This is a genomic window from Planctomycetota bacterium, from assembly GCA_018242585.1.
Lineage (GTDB): Bacteria > Planctomycetota > Planctomycetia > Pirellulales > PNKZ01 > JAFEBQ01.
In genome coordinates this window covers 29,506-52,148 of the sequence record JAFEBQ010000045.1, presented here as the reverse complement: position 1 = coordinate 52,148, position 22,643 = coordinate 29,506, and the positions used below count along the sequence as shown (strand labels likewise).

The following is a 22,643-nucleotide window of genomic DNA, read 5'->3' as shown; positions in this document are numbered from 1 at the left end:
AGCGCCTCGCGGCGGGTGGTTCGTCTAGTGCTGAGTAATCGTCTCGTCCAGGTTCAACAGCACGCTGGCCGTCATGGTCCAAGCCGCCAGTTGGGCTTGATTCTGTTGAGACACTGCGAGCGACGCCTCGACCGGCGCGTCACCCTCGGCCAACAGCGCGCTCGCGGCGGCCGGCTTGGCCCGGTACTCGGCCAGTTGCTCGTGGTAATACTTTTCCAACCGTTCCGCCTCGGCCTTGGTGGGCACTCGCCCGGTCGCGCGGCGGAAGCCGAATCGCACCGCTTCGGCCGTGTCGCTTGGCGCGTGTCGCAAGATCTGCGTGGCCAAGCCACGGGCCGCTTCGACGTAAGTGACGTCGTTCAACAGCACCAGGGCTTGCAACGGCGTATTGGTCCGCGCCCGGCGCAACGTACACACCTCGCGCGTCGGGCCATCGAACAACAGCATGGCCGGTGGTGGGGCTTGCCGCTTCCAGAACGAGTACAAGCTGCGGCGGTGCAGCCCGTCGCCGTCGTCAACGACGTAGCTCTGGTCGCCGTTGTACGAGACCGCTTCCCACAGTCCGCCCGGCTGGTATGGCTTCACACTGGGGCCGCCGACCTTTTCGACCAGCAGGCCGCCGATCGACAGCGCCTGGTCGCGGACCAACTCGGCCGGCAAGCGATAGCGGCTGGCGCGGGCCAGCAGGCGATTCTCGGGATCGCGCGCCGTGAGCGCCGGCGTCAGTCGCGACGACTGTCGATAGGTGGCGCTAGTGACCAGCGAGCGTACCAGGGCTTTCACGTCCCAGCCCGACTCGATGAACCGAACCGCCAGCCAATCGAGCAACTGGGGATGGGTCGGGGCTTCGCCCTGCAGACCAAAGTCGTTCGGAGTGCGGACCAGCCCGTCGCCAAAGACAAGCTGCCAGTAGCGGTTCACGATCACGCGGGCCGTCAAGGGATTGTCGGCCGCCACCAGCCAGCGAGCCAGGTCGAGCCGGTTGACGCCGGGCTTGTCGGCCAAGGCGCCGAGCGCCGTCGGCACGCCGGGCGTAACGTGCTTGCCAGGGTGATCGTACTGGCCGCGCATCAGCACATTCGTCTCGCGTGGCTTTTCCAACTCGGCCATCACGGGGGTCGACATGATGTTCTGCTTGAGCGTCTCTTCCGCCTTGCGCAGGTTGGCGAGTTCGCGATCGAGCGCGCGGACTTGCTCGCTGCCATAGTGGGCGACGTAATACTGGCGCAGGCGCTCGGCTTGCTGCTTGGTCCGCTGGTCGCGCGGCGTGGCGATCGCGCCGTCGAGCATTTCGCGCCAGTAGATTGCCGTCACCTCGTCGGCCGAGAGCGTGCGGTTGAACAGCCGGAACTCGTCGACGCCTCCTTCGAAGCCGACGCCCATCCCTTTCCAGGCGATCCGCCAAGGTTCGGGCGTGGCGATCGATTCAGCGCCGAGTGAGTCGCGACGGACGATCAGGTCTTGCGCTTCGCCGTCGACGAACACCTTCACGCCGGCCGCGCGCCCCGAGCCGTCGTACGCCACGACCAGGTGTCGCCACGCGCCGGCCGAGAAAGTCTGACGGGCCACGACCTCGATCGCGGTTTGCCCCCAGCGGTTCACCAGGTTGATTCGCGGCTGCGACTTGTACCAGATGACTTCAAAGCCGCGCGCGTCGGCGGTCGAGGCCATCTTCGAGACGACGCACCCGGTCGGGCCGCCGCTCGGCTTGATCCACAGCGAAACCGCGAACGGCTGTTGCCGATCGAGCCGCACGCCGCCGTCGAACTCGACGTACTGCGTGGCGTCGAACGCACTCCCCTGCCCTACCACACCGGGCGCGAACTTCAACTCGCCAAGCGTGCGGGCCGCGACCGCCGGCTCGATTGGCGACGTGCCGTCCTTTTCCAAGTCGAAGTATGCTACGCAGCCCGTCGCGGGCAGCGACGCGATCTCGCCGTTGGCCTTTGGTTCCCAAGCGGCAATGTCCGCGGCCAGTGTCGGCCCGAGCGCCTTGAGTTCTTTTTCTTTATCTGTCCGCTGCCGCGTCAAGTCGGCGAGTTGCTGGTCTTCTTCAGCGGTAGGCAACGACAGAATTGGCGCGGGGTTGATCGGGTCTTTGATCAGCCCTTTCTCTTTGACGTTGTTGAAGAACGCCAGCACCCGATAGTAGTCTTCCTGGGTGATCGGATCGTACTTGTGGTCGTGGCAGCGGGCACAGCCAAACGTCAGCCCCAGCCACACCGCCGCCGTCGTGTCGACCCGATCGACCACATAACCCAATCGGGCTTCTTCGTCAATCACGCCACTTTCATTGGTGGTCATGTGATTGCGATTGAAGCCGGTGGCGATCTGCTGTTCGAGCGTCGCCTCGGGGAGCAAGTCGCCGGCCAGTTGCTCGACCGTGAACCGATCGAACGGCATGTTCTGGTTGAAGGCGTTGATCACCCAATCGCGCCACCGCCAGATGCGCCGCTCGGTGTCCAGGTAGTAGCCGTTGGTGTCGGCGTAGCGGGCCGCGTCCATCCAGTCGAGCGCCAAGCGTTCGCCAAACCGCGGCGAGGCGAGCAGCCGGTCGACGGCCCGTTCATAGGCGTCGGCCGAAGTGTCGGCCAGGAAGGCGTCAAGCTCGGCCAGCGTGGGCGGCAAGCCGGTCAGGTCGAGCGTCACGCGGCGGAGCAGCGCGGCTCGCTCGGCCTCGGGGGCGGGCGCAAGCTGGCGCTCTTCCAACTCGGCCAGCACCAGGCGGTCGATCGGCCCGCGCGGCCAGTCGGTTCGACGCACGGCGGGCAGCGCGGGAAGTTTCGGCCGCGTGAATGCCCAGTGAGGTTGATACTCGGACCCCTGGGCGATCCACTGGGTCAGCGTTTCGATTTCGGCTTTTGAGAGGGTCGAGCCCGAGGCGTGCGGCGGCATGCGCTCGTCGGCGTCGTCGCTGGTGATGCGGCGGAATACTTCGCTCTCGGCCGGCTTGCCCGGCACGATCGCTCGACAGCCGGGGCGGTCGCTGACGGCGTCTTCACGGCGGTCGAGGCGCAGGTTCCCTTCGCGGTGCGCCGCGTCGGGACCGTGGCAGCGGAAGCATTTGTCCGAGAGGATCGGCCGCACGTCCCAGTTGTAGTCGACCTTGGCACCGCGCGCGGGGGGCTGGGCGGCAGCTTTTGCGTTGGCGTCGGTCCCTTCGGCGGCGACTGCGTTAGCCGCGCAGACCGACAGCGCAGCCATCAGCATTACGGCGACCATGTTGCGCCAAGCGGGGCCGTTCATCGGTCGAGAACTCTGGAACGTCGGACGGGGGTAGGCGGGAAAAACCGACGCGGCAGCCGAGGCATTGTAACAGGCGGGCGAAAAATGAACTCACTTCGGCCAGCGCCTATTCTGACCGCGCGCCGCCCGAGGGACAACCCTTTTTTGGGCGATTGCGGGGATGCGCACCATTGCACTTCCGAACCTCCAGAGGCTCGCCAGACTTCAACGACCGATCGGCAACGACCGGACTCGGATTCGCCCCTCGGTGACGGACACGACAGCGCCGCTGGTGAGTTCCGTGCCGGTCGTCGCAATGACCTGAACAAGAATTGCAGCCAATTGGTCCCCCTTCAAACCTTCGATGCGAATTCGCACGACGGACGGCGACGTGGCGCGCGTGGCAGCCAACCAGTGGTGAAAGTCCGCATCCAGCGTGACGACTACGGCCTGCCGTTGCTGGGCCGTAGCGAGAATCGCCGTATCTGTAGCGGCGGCCATCCCCAAGTCGCCGACGTGCTCAGCAGCGACGCCCAGGGCGGCTAAGTACTTGATGGTCGAGCGGGGCAATCCCTGATCCAAAAGCAGCTTCATGCTGACGGCCGCAGGTCCGCCACGCGATCGTCAAGATTGGCGGCCGCATATCCCAGTGCCTGGCGAATATCTTCGTCATCGAGCTCAGGATACTCGGCCCGCAATTCTTGACGATTGGCATGCGTGGCTAATGCTTCCAGCACACGGCGCACCGTGAGCCGCAACTCACGAATACAGGGCTGGCCATTCATTTTCGCGGGGTCGCAAGTAATTCGATCGAAGGCCATGACGGGAATCCTCGGTTCGCTGGTCGACACCTCAATTCTAGTCAATTCAGGCAAGCAATGCAGCGGCGCACCTGCGAAATCGCCACTCCCTGGATTCGCTCAACGAGTCATGCCAGCAACTCGGTCAGTCCGGGTACCACTGACAACTGGTTGTCGGTGTCGTCAGCGACAAGAGGCCGATTGTGTAGCGGCCCCGATCCCTCTGCGGCTGCGCCGCCCAAGCAAGTTGCCTGGACCACCCCAGTGGGAGAAGTCTCTTGGCGGTTTTGGCTACGTTAGTTGGTTCGCAAGAAGGACTTCGTGTTCCGCTCGCGGCACCCATTTGCACTGGCTATCGAGTTCTCTCGCGTAATCGAGCATTTCTCGCGCCAAATCTCGGTCTCCTTGGCGCACAAGGGCGATGGTTAGGCCTGCTGCGTTGATGGCCTTACTGCGCGGAGTAACGTGGCGATCGCAGGCCTTTTCGAGGAGTGTAATTGCTTCGTCAAGTTTGCCAAGCGACAGCAAGACGAAACCCCTCGTTCCCATGATTGCCGGCTCCCAGGGTATCCAAGCCATCGCATGAGCCGATCTCTTGTCAGCGTCGGCAAGCAATTCCGCGCTCTCGCTGGCGACGTCCGCAAATGCAAGGTTGTTACATATCAGAGCTCCGAGCGGCGAATCGAGATTGCAGTCCTTGAATGAGTCTTCGAGCAAGTCGCGCGCTTCACCAAACCGTTCTAATTGGCAGAGCGCTGCGCTCATGTGCAGCTTAATGGCTAAGTTCGTCGGGTTCCTTTGAAGCTCTTGCTGGCACAACGCAACGGTGCTCTCGTAGTTTCGGCATTCATATTCCTCAGCGGTTTGGAGCAGAGTGAAACTGCTACGCCACAACTCGACCGTTCCGGCAGAGGCAAACGGCAATGTTAGAAGCTGTAATCCATCGCTTGGAGCTCTTCCAATCGCTGTGGTGGACATATGTGGAATGAGGGAAATAACCGCCAACAACATGTTTGCGGCGCAGCAAGCCCAGAGCACATCTTCCATTATTAGTGAACTCGGCCTGAAGCCTGCCGTCCATAGTGCGACGGCGGCGAGGACCAGATTCGTGCTCGGCCCCGCCAGGACCATTAGAAACTGTTTCATGCGCATGTGTCGTTGGCTTGGGTGCCCAGCCTGCACCAATGCGCCGCAAAGCCCACTGAGTACATCAATCTTCCACTTCCATAGCCGCCAATGCAGAATCGGCTTGCCAGTTGCGCCTAAGACGACGCGAAACACACGCATACCCAGAAGTTCGGCAGTCAACGCGTGGCCGAGTTCATGCGCGATTGTTGCCACGGCAATAATCGGTAGCATAAAACAAATGATCGCCAAGAAACGAGCATCGCTTGGCCCGTACCAAGTCAAAACAACACCGATCGCTGGCGAAATCAAACCAAAGATGAACGTGGCTTGATGAACAGATGCTTGGTGTCGATTCCAACACCAAGGGCAAACGACCCTCTTGTAAGGCCACGCACCGACGGCCTTAAATGCAGATGTCCAGCGCGATTGCGCATGACATGCGTAACAGTGTGCCCACGAAGCATCGCTCATGCCAACAACTCGGTCATCACCCGTTGCGGCTCGACGCCCGTCAATCTTTGATCGAGCCCCTGAAACTTGAACGAGAACCGTTCGTGGTCGATGCCCAGGCAGTGGAGGATCGTCGCGTTCAGGTCGTTCACGTGGACCGGCTTGTCGACGATGTTGTAGCTGAAGTCGTCGGTCTCGCCATGCACGACGCCCCCCTTCACGCCGCCACCGGCCAGCCACATGCAGAAGTTCTTGGGGTGATGGTCGCGGCCATAGTTGGTCGTGGTCAGCGTCCCTTGCGAGTAGACCGTCCGGCCGAACTCGCCCCCCCACACGACCAGCGTCTCGTCCAGCAGTCCGTGCTGCTTCAGGTCGGTCAACAGCGCGGCCACCGGCTGGTCGGTGTCCTGGCATTGCAGCGTCAGGTCGCGCGGCAGGTTGCCGTGCTGGTCCCAGCCGCGATGCAGAATCTGCACCACGCGCACCCCGCGCTCGACCAGTCGCCGGGCCAGCAGCGCGCTCGACGCGAACGTGCCTGGCTTCAGCACGTCGTCGCCGTACATGGCCAGCGTGGCCGCCGACTCGTGGGTCAGATCGACCAGGTCAGGGACGCTAGTCTGCATGCGGAACGCCATTTCATACTGGGCGATGCGCGTTTGAATCTCGGGGTCGCCAAAGCGGGCGAAGCTCCGTTCGTTCAGCTCTTCGACCGTGTCGAGCATGGCGCGGCGATGCCGGGCGTCGACCCCCGGCGGGTTTTGCAGGTAGAGGACCGGATCCCCCACGCTGCGCAGCGCCACGCCCGTGTGCGCTGTCGGCAGGAAGCCGCTGCTCCACATGCGAGTGAACAGTGCCTGGGCCTGAGCCTTGGACTTCCAATTGGGCGTCAGTACGACGAACGCGGGCAGATCGTTCGTCTCGGCCCCCAGGCCGTACGAAATCCACGAGCCCAGACTCGCCTTGCCGGGCACCTCGCTGCCGGTCATGACGAACGTGCAGGCCGGATCGTGGTTGATGGCGTTGGTGAACACGGTTCGCACCACGGCCAGATCGTCGACATATTTCGCCGTGTGAGGCAGCAACTCGCTGGCCCAGGTGCCGCACTTGCCATGCTGGGCGAACTTGAACATCGACGGCGCGACAGGGAACCGCTTCTGGCCGCTGGTCATCGTCGTGATCCGCTGGCCGCGGCGAATGCTGTCGGGCAGATCCTTGTCGAACTGCTCGCCGAGCTTCGGCTTGTAATCCCACAGGTCCATCTGCGCAGGACCGCCGTTCATGTGCAAGTAGATGACCGACTTGGCCCGCGGAGCAAAGTGGGGCAAGCCGGGCAGCGCCGGCTGAATGCGCTCGCTCGTCGCGGCGCGCAGTGTCGACCCCAACGGCGTCGAGCCGCGCGCGGCCAGCATGGCCAGCGCCAGCCCGCCCAGGCGCACGCCCGAGCGGCCGAAGAACTGTCGCCGGGTTAGATCGAGTTGCTGGGCCAGCATTGGGTTCATGGCAAGCGCCTAAATAGGTCTACTACGTGCAGGTAATGCTCGACTTCGCGTATCTGACAACCTTCTCAATTCAATTTGAACCGCAAAGACGCAAAGGACGCCAAGAAAACTCAGGTTTGCGGAACGAGGGACTTAGGGGCTTCGGAATACAGTGCACTTCCTCGCTCGCACGCATACGTCCTTACTCACTCTTTTATGTCTTCTTTGCGCCCTTTGCGTCTTTGCGGTTCAAAATTTTCTCGCTGCGCCACGGCAACGCCAAACGCTGATCTAGTTTCGATTCACGGTTTCGTCGAGGTTCAAAATCAAATTCGCCACCAAGGTCCAGGCCGCCGTCTCGGTGTCGGGGGCCAACTGGCGGGGGACCGATTCGCCGTTGCTGACGGCGCGCGAAGCGTCGCGCGGCTGTTCCTGGAACAAGCGCAGTTGCTTGGCATAGGCCGCGGCCACCAGCTTCAACTCGGCCGGGTCGGGACGCCGCCCGACGGCCACACGATACAGGTACGTGATTCGCGCTTCGGGCGTCTTGCCCCCTTCGTCGATCGCCCGCTCGGCCAGCGCGCGGGCCGCCTCGAAGAACTGAACATCGTTCATCAGTTGCAGCGCTTGCAACGGCGTATTGCTCCGCTCGCGGCGAGTGCAGAACTGCTCGCGGTTCGGTGCGTCGAAGTTCGACATAAACGGCGGCGGCGCGGTCCGCTTCAAAAAGACATACAAGCTGCGACGATACAACGACGCGCCGTGATCCTGCAGATAGTACCGGGTGTTGCTGTCGCCATAGCCGACTGGTTCCCAGATGTTCGGCGGCTGGTAAGGCTTCACGCCCGGGCCACCCATGTCCAAGTTGATCAGCCCGGCAGTGAACAGGGCCGCGTCTCGAATCTGTTCCGCGTCAAGCCGGAAGCGCGGCCCGCGGGCCAGCAAGCGATTCTCGGGATCGCGCTGCCGCAGCGCTTCGCCGGCGTACGCGCGTTGCCGGAACGTGGCCGATGTGACCAGCAACCGCAACAAGCGCTTGGTGTCCCAGCCGCTGTCGCGATACTCGCTGGCCAGCCAGTCGAGCAACTCGGGATGGCTGGGCACCTCGCCTTGTGAACCGAAATCGTAACTGGTCTTCACCAGCCCGGTGCCAAAGACTTCCTGCCAGAGGCGATTCACTTCGACGCGTGCCGTCAGCGGATGTTCGGGCGCGACCAGCCAGCGGGCCAGATCAAGCCGCGTGGCCCGGCCGTCAGTGCTTGCTTTCTTGAGTGCCGGGAACACGGCCGGCACGGCGGGCTCGACCTTGTCCCCTGGCTTGTCGTATTGGCCGCGCATCATCACGAACGAATCCTTCGGCGCGTCACGGTCGCGATAGATCATGGTGCCGTTCATGGCGTACTCGGCCGCCGAACGCGCGGCCCGGGCCGATTCCCACTCGCGGCGGCGCGTGGCCAGCAGGTGATTCACCGGCCGCGCGACGTAGGCCAGGTAGAAGTTTTGCAGCTTGGCCCGCAGCTCGGGCGTGGCTTCCTTCTTGGGTCCGGCGGTGAGAATCGCTTGCAACTCGGCGGGGACGTCGGCGGGCGCTTTCTGGCCTACGCCTTGCCACCAGTTGGTGAACGAGGCCAGTGGATCTTTCTCGGGGGCGACGATCCCTTGCACGGCAAAGGCGTCCCAATAGACCACGCCGCCAGCCTGTTGCAGGGCGATCGAATTGACCCGCTGACCGGCTTTCAGTCCGAAATCTTTGGCGCTGACGATCAGCCGCGTCCATTGTCCCGGCTCGGGCAAGGGACCAATCCGCTCGCTTTGCGCAATGCCGGGAAAGCCACCGTCCAAGGCGTCGTCATTCCCCCACCAGACGCGGCGCGTGCCGCCTGTTGAGCCCAGCACGATCGACACACCATCGGGAACATTCTCGGGATCGACGCGGAGCCAGACTTCGAAGCGCCCGTCTTCGGGGACGATGACGGGCAACAGTTGGCTTTGCACCGTGTCTTCAAAGAAATGGGAGTTCGCCTGTTTCAACACGCGGCGTCCCGACGGCGCGCCGAACGGTGGATCGGCGATCCAGTTGGGCGCGTTGCGCGAGGTGTTACGAAGCACCGCCCCCAAGGGGAAAAAATCGTCGAACACGACGTCGGTGGTCAGCTCGATTTCGGCGGACGACTCGGCGTCGGATTGCTCGCTGGTGGCGGCCGCCTGGGCCGGGTCGGTGTACTTGGCCTGCGTGGCGGCGTCTTCCAATGCCCTGCGCGCCGCGGCTTCGTGCTTGGTCGTTGCGTCGAGCGACGCCTGCTGACCAGCCTCGGGCAACTTCTGGAACGGCGCGGTGTTGTTCACGTTGCCGTCCATGGCCGGATCGGCCGCGTTGTTGAAGAAGGCGTAGAACGAATAAAACTCGCGCGCCGAGATCGGGTCGTACTTGTGATCGTGGCAGACCGCGCAACCGCCGGTCAGGCCGAGCCAGGTTTGGATCGTGGTGCTGGCCCGCTCGACGGCGTAGCGATAGGCGTACTCGTCGGCGATCGCTCCCCCTTCGCTGGTCGTGACGTTGCAGCGATTGAAACCGGTCGCGGTCAGTTGCTCGTTCGTTGGGTTGGGCAACAAGTCGCCGGCCAATTGCCAGACGGTGAACTGATCGTAGGGCAGGTTGTTGTTGAACGCGTCGATGACCCAATCGCGATAGGCCCACATCTGGCGTTCGTTGTCCAGGTGCAAGCCGTGCGTGTCGGCATAGCGGGCGACGTCAAGCCAGTATCGCGCACGCTCCTCGCCATAGCGGGGCGAGGCCAGGTAGCGATCGACCATTTGCTCGTAGGCGTCGTTGCTCTTGTCAGCGCCGCTCTTGTCATTGACGTAGCGATCGATTTCTTCCAAGGTCGGCGGCAGCCCGGTGAGCAGGAACGACACGCGACGAATCAGCGTCTCGCGATCGGCCTCGGCCTGGGGCGCGAGCTGTTCCTTTTCGAGCCGGGCCAGGATGAACCGATCGACGGCGTTGCGTGGCCAGGCTTGATTCTTGACCGCGGGTTCCGCCGCACGGCGGACCGGTTCAAAGGCCCAGTGTTTTTGATACGGCGCGCCTTGTTCGATCCAGCGGCGAATCACCGTCTTTTCGGCGGCGGTCAGTTTTTTGTGCGACGCCTGCGGCGGCATCACCTCGTCGGCGTCCGTGGTGTTGATGCGACGCCAGACTTCGCTCTGCTCGGGCTGGCCCGACCGAATGGCCGCCGAGCCGTCGTGCTCGGCGAAAGCTCCCTCGGGCACGTCCAGCCGCAAGTCGGCCTTGCGCTGCTTGGCGTCGAAGCCGTGGCAGGCGAAGCAGTTCTGCGACAAGATCGGCCGCACGTCCCGGTTGAACTCCAGCGGCTCGGCGCCAAAGGCAGGCGCGGCGCTTGGCACGAGTACGGCAACGCACAGCGGCAGAATCGAACAGGCCAGCGCTCTCACGACGCTTCTCCAGGACCAATGTTCGGCAGGAAGTCGGCACGCTAGGGGTCGAGCGCGCCAGGCGGGAGCGACCGGGCCTTGGTGGGGCGGCGGACGCACCGTTCCATGATACCGAAGCTGGGGCGGGGGAGAAACTTTTTCCCGGGGAAAAGCGTGCGGTGCGCCGCACGCTCAAGACTTTGGTAGTAGTCGATCTAGTGATCGATGTCAGAAAGTAAGTCTTCTTTTTCGTAGCCCAGGCGTTAACGCCTGGGATTGCTGAGTCGAAATATGCCGGTAGCCCGGTTCACCGGGCTTTCACGTACCCCAACGGTGCGATCACCGATAAGCCCCGTAGAACGGGGCTGAAATGCTGGGAACTCCTGCGCTTGCCCCAGGCGTAAACGCCTGGGCTACGGAAAAGTGTCAACCTGGTCTCGTTACCAACACGCATCGCTGCACAGATGACATCGATCGGCTACTACGGGACTGGATTCGCTTTTACGCTCCGCGTTGGCCGTTATTCCCGCGCAGGCGGGAATCTAGAGTTTACGGCCGGCGAACAAGATTCCCGCCTGCGCGGGAATGACGCAATTCATGTTGATAGGGTATACGGAAATCAAACTTCTCAGCGAGTTGAGCGACAAGTCTCCTCAATCGATTCCGATTACGAGGAAGTTCCGACTGACCGAAGTATCGGCACCACATAACTACATCTGCGAACAAACGATCCTCTAAGGCACGCACCTTCATCTTGGTGAAGTAGGTGTCAAAATGATACTGCAATAGATGCTCTAACAGGCATAGTGCAATTGCAGTGCGCAAATCATCGTCTTTCGAACCACCCCACCTGGAAATGAAACGCCACACAGACTCCGGATTCTTCTCAATATATTCTCCTACCTGGATAATTGCATGCCAGCGCGGATCCTTGCCCGTTGTCTTTGGTTCTAGATGGATCTTTTTTTCTGCGGCAGCGATCGCTTTTCGTACTCCCATAGCTATCTCCGATCATCTTAGGAGGCACGCAGAAATCGGGCCAGATAGAGCTCAGCGGCGTGACGTTGGCTCGAGCGCAAAACACGCTAGTTCTTCGTCGTTGCGCGTGTAGAGCCGGCCGTGGGCGATCACCGGGTGGTTCCAGGTTTTGCCTTCGATCGCTTTGAAGCGGCCCAGCTCTTCGAGTCGCTCGGGATTAGCGGCCAGCAGGACCGCCTCGCCCGTTTCCGAAATGACGAGCAACTGCTTGGCGTCGGCCAGCAGCAGCACTTGCCCGTGACCGTATCGGCCGCGCTTCCAGCGCCGCTTGCCGGTCTCGAGATCGACACAGCCGAAGATGCCGTCATCAAAGCCGTAGATGTTCCCGTCGACGACCACGAAATCGTCGAGCGACGGTTTGAGCGCTTTCGAGGTCCAGCGTTTGGTGGCGGTCCACTGGTCAACGTCGCGGGCCACGCTGACCAGCCCGATCCCTTCGCCGGTCTGGGCCAGGAACTCGTGGTCGTTGATCGCTTGCGGCTGGACAAAGGGCGTCGTCGCGACTTCAAACAGAGGCAACTCCCACAGGGTGCGCCCCGTGGCGATTTCGTGGCTGATCGCGCCGCGCTCGCTCAATAGCAACAATTGGCGCTGGCCCAGCAGGGTCAACAACTGTGGCGTGCTGTAACTTCCCTTGCCGGCCGCGACGCGCCAGACTTCAGCACCCGAGTCGGCGCGATAGGCGACCAGGCCGTTATCGCCATCGCCGCCGAGATAGGCGACGACCAGGTTGTCGACCACGAATGGTGAGTTCGAGTAGCCCCATTGCGGAATGATCGCGCCAGCGTCGGTTTCCAGATTGTGAGCCCAGCGAGGTTTGCCGGTCGCGGCGTCGAGACAGTTCAAGACCCCCTTGCCGCCGATGGTGAAAACATTGCCGTCCTGAAAGGCGGGCGTGGCGCGCGGGCCGGCGCCGGACACCGGCTCGTTGAAGCGTGACGCGTCGGTGTGGACCCAACGCTCGTTGCCAGTCGCGGCGTCGTAGCAGACGACGGCTTCTTGTTCGCCGCGCTGTTCCTGGGTGAACAGGTTGTCGCCAATGACGATCACGCTCGACCAGGCCGGGCCGACGCGATGCCGCCAAATCGGCTGCGGCGCGGCTGCCGACCAATCGGCCGACGGCACGCCATGAATCTGGTTGTTCTGCGCGGGGCCGCGGAATTGCGTCCAGTCGGTGGGCGTCGCCACCAGCGGCGCGGCAGCTTGCGGCGGCGTCGCGGTCGGCTTGGTCGTGGCGGTTGAGTCGTCGCGCTCGGTCAGGAACTTTTGCTCCTTGGTCGTCGTCCAGCGCCAGGCATACTTGGAGTTCTGCGCGCCGTCCAAACCTTCCCAGCGGACCAGCCCGTGATAGGCCCAGACCAGGACGACGATCGCATAGAGCCCGCCCCAGCGGATCGCGTGGCTGGCTTGCCGTGTGAGCAACAGCCAGAGCGTGCCGCAGGTGAAGAGATAGCACAGCCCGAACAGCAGCCCGAAGGCGCTCATCGTCTTGTCGGCGACGAACAACGTGGCGAAGAAACCCGCCACCGTCAGGCCAACGGCGATCCATTTGTCGCGCCGCGCGATCCGCCGGTTCCCCAGCCACCAGACCAGGCAGAAGAGCAACAACCCGGCGTGAACGATCAGCCGCGAGAGGAAACGCTGCAGCGACGTCATCTCGACGTAGTCACAGCCGAACGTGTAGAGCCAAAACACAGCCAGCGGAATCGCCAGCGGCCAGAGGCGCAACGGCTTTTGAGCGGACGCGGCGGCAGACGTGTTCGTTCGAGACGAAGGCGCAGCGGCAGTGGCCGAAGTCGACATAGCAACGATTCCCTGCGAGAAGAGAGGAACGATCAGGGCGTCGAATTATATCGTCCGGCCCGACGGCGGCTGCGCCAACTTGAATCCGCTAGCGTAGTTCTCAGGGCCCTGTCGCATGGGTGGCCCAGGTGCTTGCACCTGGGCGGCCGAAGGCCGCAAGAAACCTCGAGCGCCGTCCCACACGGGTGGCGAGTTTCTATTTGAGTTGAGCGTGCCCATCGAGTTTCTTGTTGCTGCGCAACACCGATGGCCGAGCCATCGGTGCCACCCGAGACGCTAGAACGCGGCGAGAATTGCGCTAGCGTGCCCCCTGAAGTGAGTGACGCTTCATTTAGAACGCGTCGGTTGCGTCGGCGTGGCTTCGATCTCGCCGCGGAGCAGCTTCGCCCCCCTGCCCACCAGCCACAGATAATGGTCCGTCGGCAGGCCTTCGAGGGTGATGAAGCTGCTCGCGCCGACTGGCGGGTCGTTCGTGCATTTGAAGATGGCGGTCCCTTCGTCGATCTCGTCGAACATCGCCTGGTAGATCATCGTCGCGCCGGCTTGCTTATAGGCCGTGAACTGCCGCCAGAGGAAATCCCCTTTCAAGCGCGGGATGGCGTTGGGCTTGGACTCGGGGCGCATGTTGTGCCAACTGAAGCCGGGGAACGCGACGGGCAAGTAGTCCTTGTGGTGCTCGCGGCACCACGTGATGTCCGGCGCGGCGACTTGCGTGGCGTGGCGTTCGGCCGACTCGGGCGAATGGTATCGGCCAACGGTCCAGGGGCTGACGATGTCGGCCTTGAGAATGATCTGGTGCAACAACGGGTCGGGCATGGCGTCCCGTTCGAGACTGCGCCAGTAGGTCGGCACGCCGAGCATCACGCAGTTGCCGCCGTATTGTGGATCGTCCTTCAGAAACGTCACCAGCCGGTCGCACTCGGCCAACGTGTAGGCTCGCTTGTCATTGAACCCCACGCCCCAGACGGCGACGACCGGCTTGCCGTTGTGCTGTAGGTAAGCGTGATCGTTGGCGTCGCGACCGAGTTTCATTCGATCGACCAGCAGCTTGAAATCGGCGATCACTTGTTCGATGCCGTCGGCTTTCAGACCCGACAGATCGTACATCAGGGCGTAGCAGCGACCGTTCTCATTCGCCCCTTGCCGGCAATTCATCAGCACGCTGTTGCAGTGTCGCAGGTCGCCGGGGCGCACCGTCGCCACGGCAAAGCGCTGGACAAAGACGCCGTCGAGCCCGTACTCGCGCATCCAGCGAAAGTGACGCAGGACGGTTTTCTGGCGCGACGAGCTGAAGACGTACGCGGTGCTGCCGTCGGCGTGCCGGAACGGCGTAGCGGACTTCTCGTCGGCATCAAGTTCCGCAACGTCGGGCCAGAGGTCGATCGTGCAATAACCCGGCTCGAACTTCCCCTGCTTCGCGTAATGCCGCCAGCCCTGGCCGGTGCCGTCATCGGCCGTAGTGAACCAGCCTTGATAGCCGGCCATCAGCTTGCCGGTCAGCGTGGCGCGATCGACGCCGGCCGCGTGCTGACCCGCGTAGGGCGTCATGGCGGCCAGCACTTCCTCGCGCGAGGGTTCGGCGGCGCTGGCGTTGAGACTCGGGAACGCCACGAGCGACGTTGCGACGATGAGCGTGAGCGACATTAAGCGAACAAACGGCATCGAATGCAAACCTCGGTGGGTCGTGATACAACGGTGCATAGGCCATCCTACTCGACGCACCATCATAGGCGACCGCAAGCAATCAAGCAGCATGCCCTGGGATCCCACAATCTACGGCAGATTCAGCAGCGAGCGAGCGCGACCGTTCGGCGACCTGCTGGCCCAGATCAACGTCGAATCTCCGGGCACGATTGTCGACCTGGGCTGTGGCGCGGGTGCGCTGACCCAAACCTTGAGCGAGCGCTGGCCCGCGGCCCATGTGATCGGCGTCGACAATTCGGCCGAGATGCTGGCGGCGGCACAACCGCTGTCGCAACGCGGCCGGCTGGAGTTCGTCGAGGCCGATCTAGCGACTTGGAAGTGTGCGACGCCAATCGACTTGATTGTCAGCAATGCGGCGCTGCATTGGATTGACGATCACGCGGCGCTCCTGGCGCGACTGACGGCCGTGTTGGCGGCCGGCGGCACGCTGGCCGTGCAGATGCCGAACAACTTCCGCGCACCGAGCCACACAATCTTGTTCGACTTGGTCCACGAAGCGCGCTGGCGTGAGCGCGTGGCCGGCGTCGGGCTGCACGCCGATTCGGTGCAGCCGCTGGCCTGGTACGTCGAACGGTTGCACGCGCTGGGCTGCGTGGTCAACGCCTGGGAAACGACCTATATGCACGTGCTGCGCGGGCCACAGCCGGTGTTGAATTGGCTGCGCGGCACGTCGCTCCGGCCGCTGTTGGCACGGCTTGACGAACAAGAGGCCGCCGAGTTCGAACGCGAGCTAGGCCGACGCCTTGATCAGGCGTATCCCCCGTCGGGCGATGTGACGCTGTTTCCGTTCTCGCGTATCTTCTTCAGCGCGCGGAATACTTAGCCACGGAGGCACGGTGACACGGAGGGTTGCACGGAGAGGAGAATGGAGGGGAAGTGATGAGTGATGAATTGAGGGAAAAAGGCGGATCGCTTAGTCGCTCTGTGTACTGGGTACGACGCACGTCGCCCCCCACTCATCATTCATCACTCAGCACTCATCATTTCCTTCCCCTCTCCCCTCTCCGTCTGCGTATTCTCTCCGTGCAATCCCCCGTGTCTCTGTGCTTCAGTGGCAAATGCCTCAGCGAGAAGCGGCTTTGACGGTCGGTTGGACCGGGAGTTGCCCGCACATTTGCAGCGCCCACAGCGGATAAGCCGTGCCGCTGTAGGTGATGTAGTGGGACTTGTCGGTGTTCAGCGAGCGCGTCCACCAGCGCCCGGAAGCGCGCTGTTGCGACTTGAGCCAGGCGATGCCCCGCTCGATCCTGGGATCGTTCGCCGGCACGCCCGCCTCGCGCAGCACGACGATGGCCAGGCCGGTCATGTGTCCATCGCTGGCCGGGTTGGCAAAGTCGGGCTCGCCGCGCAGCTTCTCGGCTCGATTGCCGCGTCCCCATTGCTCGGGCTCGGCAAAGGTGCGGATCGACCAGCCGCCGTCTTCGCGTTGATGCTTGCTCAATGTCGAGAGCAGCTCGGCCCGGTCTTCAACAATGCCCGGCAACCGCGTGCTGGCCCACAGCAACAGCACCCGGCCATAGTCGTGCGGGGGCTTTGTCGTGCGCAGGTATTGACGCAGGCGCTCGACACGCGCGAGCTGATCTTCGTCCTTCAAGTTGGCCAACCAGCCCGGCGCGGTGGCAATGGCCATCGCCGCCACGGTCGCTGGATGATACGAGTCGCTTTCGTACGGCGGCCAGCAATCGATCGCGCCCCAGGTGCCGTCTTCGCGCTGGATCGAAAGCATCAGCTTCAGCGCGGCAGCGGTCTCGGCGGACAACTCGCGGCTCACGTGACGATCCCATTCGGCCAGACCAGTGGCCAGGTAGATCACTTGTTCGGGGGCCGTTCCTTTGGCAAGAGTCTCGGCGGCCACCTCTTGCTTTTGCTTCAAGGTCTTGACGAAGAACTCGCGAATGGCCGGATTCGGCGCGCCGGCCGTCGGCGAAAGCGCCGGGCGAACCGTCATGTACATGCCGTTGGTGTGACAGCTCACGCATTTGCGGCTGCCTGACCAGGCGAGCGCCCCCTGGTCCAAGTACTTGAGCGCCTTCTCGACGTCGAGCGCCGCGGCGCGCGGCTCGTCGGCCGAGGCCGTCGCCACAGTGATCGATTCAAATTGATATTGCGGTACCGGCTCGGCGGGTGTTTCGGCGGCCAGTGACCTTCCCGAAAATGAAACGGCGAGTGCGAACAAGGCGAGCGCGGCGAGGCAACGCATAACAATTAGTCTCCGAAAGGAGGGCAAGCAGGCGGCCGGGGGCGAGGCCGGCATGATATGGCAAGGGCCACGGATTAGGCAACGATTTCCCCCTGGGAACCATCAATCCCAAGGGGCCAGTCGCGAAGAATCTAGCAACAATCACTCTGGAACCAGTCGAAAATGGATGAGGGTTTTGTAATGATGATGCGGGTGGCATGGCCACCTGGCAAACAAGAATAATTTCAGCATGGTCGACCGGGAACGACAGTTGTCCACCGAGCGCTACGGACCCTAGAGGGCTTGTTTTCGTGGTTAGATGCCGATGGTCTTCGTGGTCTGAAGCCCATCGCTGGTTTGCTCTTTCGTCAACTGCGTCAGCAGCAAAACGCCCGCGCCAGGGATGTGCGTGAAGGTTCGCCCCAGGCAACTGTCAATCTACGGTTCGCGACATGCATCGCTCGCCCCGGTTCGGAAAGGAGCTGGATGATGGACGGTTTGTCGGTCGGATATCGAACCCCTTGCGGTTCGAGTATGCGGAGCAGGCCAGCCGCGCCGACGAAGCGCGAGTGCTCGTCCCCCGCTGCGGGTCGTTTTCAAATGACTAGCCAGGACGTAGTATCTTGGCTTGTGGCAACTACTTAGCCGCGTCCTAGAGTTAGGAGTCAGGCGATCATCCCCGGGCGGCGCGGCCGCCCCCACCGACGATTTCGTACCCCATAGCGCTCGTTGCCTCCATCAACGACGGTTACTCCCGTGCCTGAAGCTAGCCCCCCACCTAATCCGTCCAAACCATCGGCCGAACAACAGCTCGACCTGGACCACCTGCGCGAGCTGATTCGGCGCGCGGCCGAGTTGCTCCCTGCGCAAGGCCCGATCACGGCCTTTGTGTTCCTGAATACGTTGCAGGCGCTCGAAACGATGCCGTTCGAGGACGGTGTCCGCAAGGGGGCGCGGCTGTTCGGTTGTCAGCCTTATTTGCTCGAAAGCCAATACCGAGACAAGCTGACCCACGATCGGATTCGGCTGGTCGATCTGGCAACCGTGTTGCGCGAAGACCTGGGGGAGCGCGCCGACGAAGTGATTGGGTCACTGGCCACGCGGTTCGAACTGCGGCTGGCCATGCTCGAACACACGCTGCGCAAGGGGCCGCCCGAAGAGCTGCGCTGGTTCGTGGCCGAGACCGACGCATTGACCCGCTTTCGGGACGAAGCGCCGTCCACGATGCGCGAGCGGATTCTGGAAGAAACGCGGCATTGGGTGATGCGCGACATCCACGACGGGCATCATCACGCGCCCCACGGTCACGCTGGCCGTCACCACGCGCGCCAGCAACAAGGCGCCGCGCCCCACGAAGAGCGCGAATACGATCCTGAATCACACCGCCACGTGGGCAAGGATCGCGGTGCCCGGCACTTGCTGGCCGACTTGCTCGAACGCTATGGCGAGACGTCGATCGAACAATGGCCTCGCGAGACGTGGGAAGCGCTCGCGCTGCAGGCGTTGTGGCGGATCTGTCGCGAAGGGGCGCACGCTTGTGGCTCGACGGGGCTGCCCACGCCGCCGCCGTTCCGGCTGCGCGACGCGCTGTTCGACGCCACGAGCGACGACAGCGATCTACTGGTACACGAGTTGTTGATTCGCTTCTGCGCGGCCTTTACCGATCAGGGGTTTGCCTATTGGCAGATGCCCGATCGCGACCGGGGCTTCTTCCAAGCTTTCCGCGCCATCTATGACCAGCCAGGGGGCTCGCCCGAGGCCTGGCTCGCCGGCTTGAGCGCCGAGTTCAAACGGATCGAAGCGGCTGGCCTTGGCCCCGAGGAATCAATTCTCGAATCGTTGCAACTGCTTGGCCTGCCGCATTCCAAGTGGGACGACAAGATCGCCGCCACGTTGCTCGCCTTGCGCGGCTGGGCCGGCATGCTGTGGCAGATGGAGGTCCGCGGCGACCGGGTGGCGCGCGGCGCGCCGGCCGGCACGCTGGCCGAGTTTCTGGCCGTGCGGCTGATTCTCGAACGCTTCGCGCTGAAGCATCTGGCCAGGCAATCGCTGGGCTTCGACGCGCCGCTGGGCGAGCTGCGCGACTTCCTTCGCGCTCACGGCGCGCGGCGGCGCGTGACTAGCTTGGAACAACGAGCGCTGGTCGTGTTTCAGGTGGCCCAGGTGCTGGGCTGGAGCCCGCGGCGCCTGCATCATCTGTCACGCAACCAGTGGCAAGCGCTGGTCACCGAGATGGAAGCGTTCTGGAGCATGGAACGCCGCCGGGTGTTTCAATTGGCCTTCGAGCGCACTTATCGCGAACGAGCCTTGGACGCTTTTTCGGTCCACTGCGCGCGAGCGCCGCGCCGCGTGGAGCAGCCGCGCTTTCAGGCGATGTTCTGCATCGACGCCCGCGAGGAATCGTTCCGCCGCCACCTGGAAGAGACGGTGCCCGACGCCGAGACGTTCGGCGCGGCGGGGTTCTACTGCGTGCCGATCTATTACCGCGGGGTGTCCGACGCCAATTACCAGGCGCTGTGCCCGATTGTCGTGCATCCGAAGCACTGGGTCGTCGAGGAAGTGGTCTACTCGCTCGAAGAGATGAATCGCCGCCGCGAGCGCGCGCGCCGCGCCGTCGGCAAAACCACGCTGAATATTCACAATCGCAGCCGCGGCATCGCCGGCGGCGCCGTGCTGGCCGGATTGGGAGTGCTGGCGTCGGTCCCCCTGCTGGCGCGGGTGTTGTTCCCGCGGTTGACGGCCCGTTTGCGGCGTACCGCCGGCCAGTGGATGGAACCGCCGCCGGTCACGCGGCTGGTTATCGAGCGCACGGCCGCCGAATCGGGGCCCACGGGGGACGGCATCGGCTTCTCGGTTGACGAGATGGCGAACATCGCCGAGCGCATGCTGCGCGACACGGGCTTGATCGATCATTTCGCGCCGCTGGTGATGATCTTTGGCCACGGCTCGTACTGCTTGAACAACCCGCACGAGTCGGCCTATCACTGTGGCGCGTGTTCGGGGAGCGCTGGCGGTCCCAACGCCCGGGCGCTGGCGCTGATGTTCAACGATCCGCGTGTGCGCAAGATTCTGGCCCAGCGTGGTCTCGCGGTGCCCGAGGGGACGTTCTTCCTGGGGGGGCTGCACAACACCTGCAACGACACGATCACGTTCTATGACCTGGATCGGCTTCCCAAGACGCACCATCGCGTGTTTGAAGCGGCGCAAGACAGCCTGGCCGAAGTCTGTCAGCGCAACGCCCACGAGCGCTGCCGGCGGTTTGACTCGGCCTCGTTCGACCTCACGCCTGAGGAAGCCCACTGGCACGTGGAAGGCCGCTCCGAGGATCTGGCCCAGACCCGCCCCGAGTTTGGCAATGCGTCGGTCGCGATCGCCTTTGCCGGCCGGCGCGAGCGAGTGCGCGGGCTCTACATGGACCGTCGCGCGTTCCTGCACTCGTACGATCCGACGCAGGACGACGATGAATCGTCGATTCTGGGACGCATCCTCGCGCCGCTAGCGCCAGTCTGCTCGGGCATCAGCCTGCAATATTATTTCAGCTATGTCGACTCGACCGGCTGGGGCGCGGGAACCAAGCTGCCGCACAACGTCACGTCGCTCTTGGGCGTGATGGACGGCCACGCCAGCGACCTGCGCTCCGGATTGCCCTGGCAAGGGGTCGAGATTCACGAGCCACTGCGGCTGTTGTTCATCCTCGAGACCACGCCCGAGCGGATCGAAAAGATCATGGATCGCAACTCGATCGTAGGGAATATTTTTCGCAACGGTTGGGTGCAGTTGATCCTGCTGGACCCCGAATCGAATCAACTGCGGATTTACCGCCAAGGCGAGTACGAGTTATATCAGCCCCACACCGCCGAGTTGCCGCAGGTCAATTCGTCGATCGAATGGTATCGCGGCTGGCGCGACCACCTGGGCTTTGCCCAGATCGCTCCCGAGGCGGCTGGCTAGTCACGCATCACTCATTGTTCAGAGGCCACGAAAGCCACCATGTTCACCGAAGCGTCACTCCTCTGGATAGGCCGCGCCGTCATTGTCGCGCCGATGGCGTTGCTGGCGATGTTGGGGCTCCCTTCCTTGATTGGCAAGTCGCTGTCCGAGCGAGCGATTCATCGTTGTGTGCAGATTGCCGTTTCGCTTGGCTTGTTGGCGTCGGTGGCGATGCTCGACGGGATGTTGCTGTTGGGCACCGAGCACGTGGTGATCGACTTTGGCGATTGGGTGTCGATCCCGCACTTTCACTTTCACGTGAACTTCGTCTTCGACCGGTTGTCGGTGCCGTTCGTGATCATGTGTTTCTTGCTGTGTGGCATCGTGGGCGCTTTCGCCAACCGGTACATGCACCGCGAGCGAGGGTTCAGCCGGTTCTTCGTCTTTTACGCGCTGTTCTTGCTGGGCTGCGTGATGACGACGCTGGCCAACACAATCGAGACCTTGTTCACCGGTTGGGAGTTGGTCGGCTTGTCGTCGGCCTTGCTAGTGGCGTTTTTTCACGAGCGACTGTTGCCGGTTCGCAATGGGCTGCGCGTCTGGGCGATTTACCGCGTGTCCGACGCCGCCTTATTGGTGGCCTCGGTTGTGTTGCATCACACCGCGGCCCAAGGGGACTTTGACGGGCTGTTCGGCACCGGAGTCTGGCCCGAGGGACAGTCGGTGCTCGATCCGTCCCAGGCGTTCTGGGTCGGGCTGCTGGTGTTGATCGCCGCGGCCGGCAAGTCGGCCTTGGTGCCGTTCTCGGGCTGGTTGCCACGAGCGATGGAAGGCCCCACTCCGTCGAGCGCCGTCTTCTATGGCGCGCTGTCGGTGCATCTGGGCGCGTATCTACTATTGCGCGTCAGTCCGATTCTTCAGCAATCGCCGTTGCTGTGCGTGCTGGTGGTGGCGGTCGGCTTGATTACCGCGGTGTTCGCTTCCTTTACCGGCCGCGTACAGACCGATATCAAGTGCGCCTTGGTGTTCGCCTCGCTGACCCAAGTGGGGATCATCGTGGCCGAAATCGGCCTCGGCTGGCACTACCTGGCGCTGATCCACATCATCGGCCACGCCTGCTTGCGGACGCTGCAATTCATCCGAGCGCCGACGCTGCTGCACGATTATCGCACGCTCGAAAACGCCATCGGCGGCCGCCTGGGACAGACGTCGCGTCTCAAACTTTCCTGGTGGGAACGCCTGGTCGGCGAGCGGACTCGCCGCTGGTTTTATCGCTTGGCGCTGGAACGTGGCTATCTCGACGTCTGGCTCAATATCGGCGTGGTCGACAGGGTGCTCAGCGCGTTCGCCTGGTGCGACCGGCTGGAGCGGCGCTGGACGGACTTCCTCTCGGGTGGCACTCCAACCGAGCCGATCCACGTGGAACATCCCAGTAGCACGATTGACGAATTGTTGGCCGAATAAAATTTATTG

13 protein-coding genes are annotated in these 22,643 nt (G+C 63.1%); 3 read left to right on the top strand and 10 right to left on the bottom strand.

Annotated features, from left to right (window positions below; genetic code table 11):
* Positions 1 to 24: 24 nt before the first annotated feature.
* The 9 genes from JSS27_19965 to JSS27_19925 form a co-directional block, all read right to left on the bottom strand.
* Positions 25 to 3,246: a DUF1553 domain-containing protein gene (locus JSS27_19965; protein MBS0211227.1), complete on the bottom strand. Its 3,222-nt coding sequence runs from the start codon at positions 3,244 to 3,246 to the stop codon at positions 25 to 27.
* A 204-nt stretch (positions 3,247 to 3,450) separates the two neighbouring features.
* Positions 3,451 to 3,819, bottom strand: coding sequence for a DUF5615 family PIN-like protein (locus tag JSS27_19960; GenBank protein ID MBS0211226.1), 369 nt, complete (start codon positions 3,817 to 3,819; stop codon positions 3,451 to 3,453).
* Entirely contained in the window at positions 3,816 to 4,046 is a 231-nt protein-coding gene (locus JSS27_19955) for a DUF433 domain-containing protein (protein MBS0211225.1), read from the bottom strand. The genes JSS27_19960 and JSS27_19955 overlap by 4 nt, the downstream gene beginning before the upstream one ends.
* Positions 4,047 to 4,316: 270 nt before the next feature.
* Positions 4,317 to 5,624 (bottom strand): site-2 protease family protein, encoded by a 1,308-nt coding sequence (locus tag JSS27_19950; protein ID MBS0211224.1) that lies wholly within the window; start codon positions 5,622 to 5,624, stop codon positions 4,317 to 4,319.
* Positions 5,621 to 7,102 (bottom strand): DUF1501 domain-containing protein, encoded by a 1,482-nt coding sequence (locus tag JSS27_19945; GenBank protein MBS0211223.1) that lies wholly within the window; start codon positions 7,100 to 7,102, stop codon positions 5,621 to 5,623. Before JSS27_19945 ends, JSS27_19950 begins: the two co-directional genes overlap by 4 nt.
* Before the next feature lie 270 nt (positions 7,103 to 7,372).
* Positions 7,373 to 10,528, bottom strand: coding sequence for a DUF1553 domain-containing protein (locus tag JSS27_19940; GenBank protein ID MBS0211222.1), 3,156 nt, complete (start codon positions 10,526 to 10,528; stop codon positions 7,373 to 7,375).
* Between the two features lie 537 nt (positions 10,529 to 11,065).
* On the bottom strand, positions 11,066 to 11,515 hold the full coding sequence (locus JSS27_19935) for a hypothetical protein (GenBank protein MBS0211221.1): 450 nt from the start codon (positions 11,513 to 11,515) through the stop codon (positions 11,066 to 11,068).
* A gap of 51 nt (positions 11,516 to 11,566) precedes the next feature.
* Positions 11,567 to 13,357 (bottom strand): PQQ-binding-like beta-propeller repeat protein, encoded by a 1,791-nt coding sequence (locus tag JSS27_19930; protein ID MBS0211220.1) that lies wholly within the window; start codon positions 13,355 to 13,357, stop codon positions 11,567 to 11,569.
* A gap of 327 nt (positions 13,358 to 13,684) precedes the next feature.
* Positions 13,685 to 14,905, bottom strand: coding sequence for a xylosidase/arabinosidase (locus JSS27_19925; protein MBS0211219.1), 1,221 nt, complete (start codon positions 14,903 to 14,905; stop codon positions 13,685 to 13,687).
* A gap of 205 nt (positions 14,906 to 15,110) precedes the next feature.
* Between JSS27_19925 and JSS27_19920 the strand changes: the two genes are divergently transcribed.
* Complete coding sequence (locus JSS27_19920) at positions 15,111 to 15,884, top strand: methyltransferase domain-containing protein (protein MBS0211218.1); 774 nt, start codon at positions 15,111 to 15,113, stop codon at positions 15,882 to 15,884.
* Between the two features lie 240 nt (positions 15,885 to 16,124).
* Here JSS27_19920 and JSS27_19915 read toward each other — a convergent pair whose 3' ends face one another.
* Positions 16,125 to 17,261, bottom strand: a complete 1,137-nt coding sequence (locus JSS27_19915; protein ID MBS0211217.1) for a terpene cyclase/mutase family protein — start codon at positions 17,259 to 17,261, stop codon at positions 16,125 to 16,127.
* 735 nt (positions 17,262 to 17,996) lie between these two features.
* Between JSS27_19915 and JSS27_19910 the strand changes: the two genes are divergently transcribed.
* Together JSS27_19910 and JSS27_19905 are read left to right on the top strand one after the other, a co-directional pair.
* Positions 17,997 to 21,191, top strand: coding sequence for a DUF2309 domain-containing protein (locus JSS27_19910; protein ID MBS0211216.1), 3,195 nt, complete (start codon positions 17,997 to 17,999; stop codon positions 21,189 to 21,191).
* Positions 21,192 to 21,230: 39 nt separating this feature from the next.
* On the top strand, positions 21,231 to 22,634 hold the full coding sequence (locus tag JSS27_19905) for an oxidoreductase (protein ID MBS0211215.1): 1,404 nt from the start codon (positions 21,231 to 21,233) through the stop codon (positions 22,632 to 22,634).
* The last annotated feature ends 9 nt before the right edge of the window (positions 22,635 to 22,643 follow it).

Excerpts from the sequence above, each read along its gene's own strand:
- JSS27_19915 (MBS0211217.1), bottom strand. The coding sequence starts at position 17,261 with ATGCGTTGCCTCGCCGCGCTCGCCTTGTTCGCACTCGCCGTTTCATTT.
- JSS27_19925 (MBS0211219.1), bottom strand. The coding sequence starts at position 14,905 with ATGACGCCCTACGCGGGTCAGCACGCGGCCGGCGTCGATCGCGCCACG.
- JSS27_19905 (MBS0211215.1), top strand. The coding sequence starts at position 21,231 with ATGTTCACCGAAGCGTCACTCCTCTGGATAGGCCGCGCCGTCATTGTC.
- JSS27_19965 (MBS0211227.1), bottom strand. The coding sequence starts at position 3,246 with ATGAACGGCCCCGCTTGGCGCAACATGGTCGCCGTAATGCTGATGGCT.
- JSS27_19945 (MBS0211223.1), bottom strand. The coding sequence starts at position 7,102 with ATGAACCCAATGCTGGCCCAGCAACTCGATCTAACCCGGCGACAGTTC.
- JSS27_19950 (MBS0211224.1), bottom strand. The coding sequence starts at position 5,624 with ATGAGCGATGCTTCGTGGGCACACTGTTACGCATGTCATGCGCAATCG.
- JSS27_19935 (MBS0211221.1), bottom strand. The coding sequence starts at position 11,515 with ATGGGAGTACGAAAAGCGATCGCTGCCGCAGAAAAAAAGATCCATCTA.
- JSS27_19920 (MBS0211218.1), top strand. The coding sequence starts at position 15,111 with ATGCCCTGGGATCCCACAATCTACGGCAGATTCAGCAGCGAGCGAGCG.
- JSS27_19955 (MBS0211225.1), bottom strand. The coding sequence starts at position 4,046 with ATGGCCTTCGATCGAATTACTTGCGACCCCGCGAAAATGAATGGCCAG.
- JSS27_19960 (MBS0211226.1), bottom strand. The coding sequence starts at position 3,819 with ATGAAGCTGCTTTTGGATCAGGGATTGCCCCGCTCGACCATCAAGTAC.
- JSS27_19930 (MBS0211220.1), bottom strand. The coding sequence starts at position 13,357 with ATGTCGACTTCGGCCACTGCCGCTGCGCCTTCGTCTCGAACGAACACG.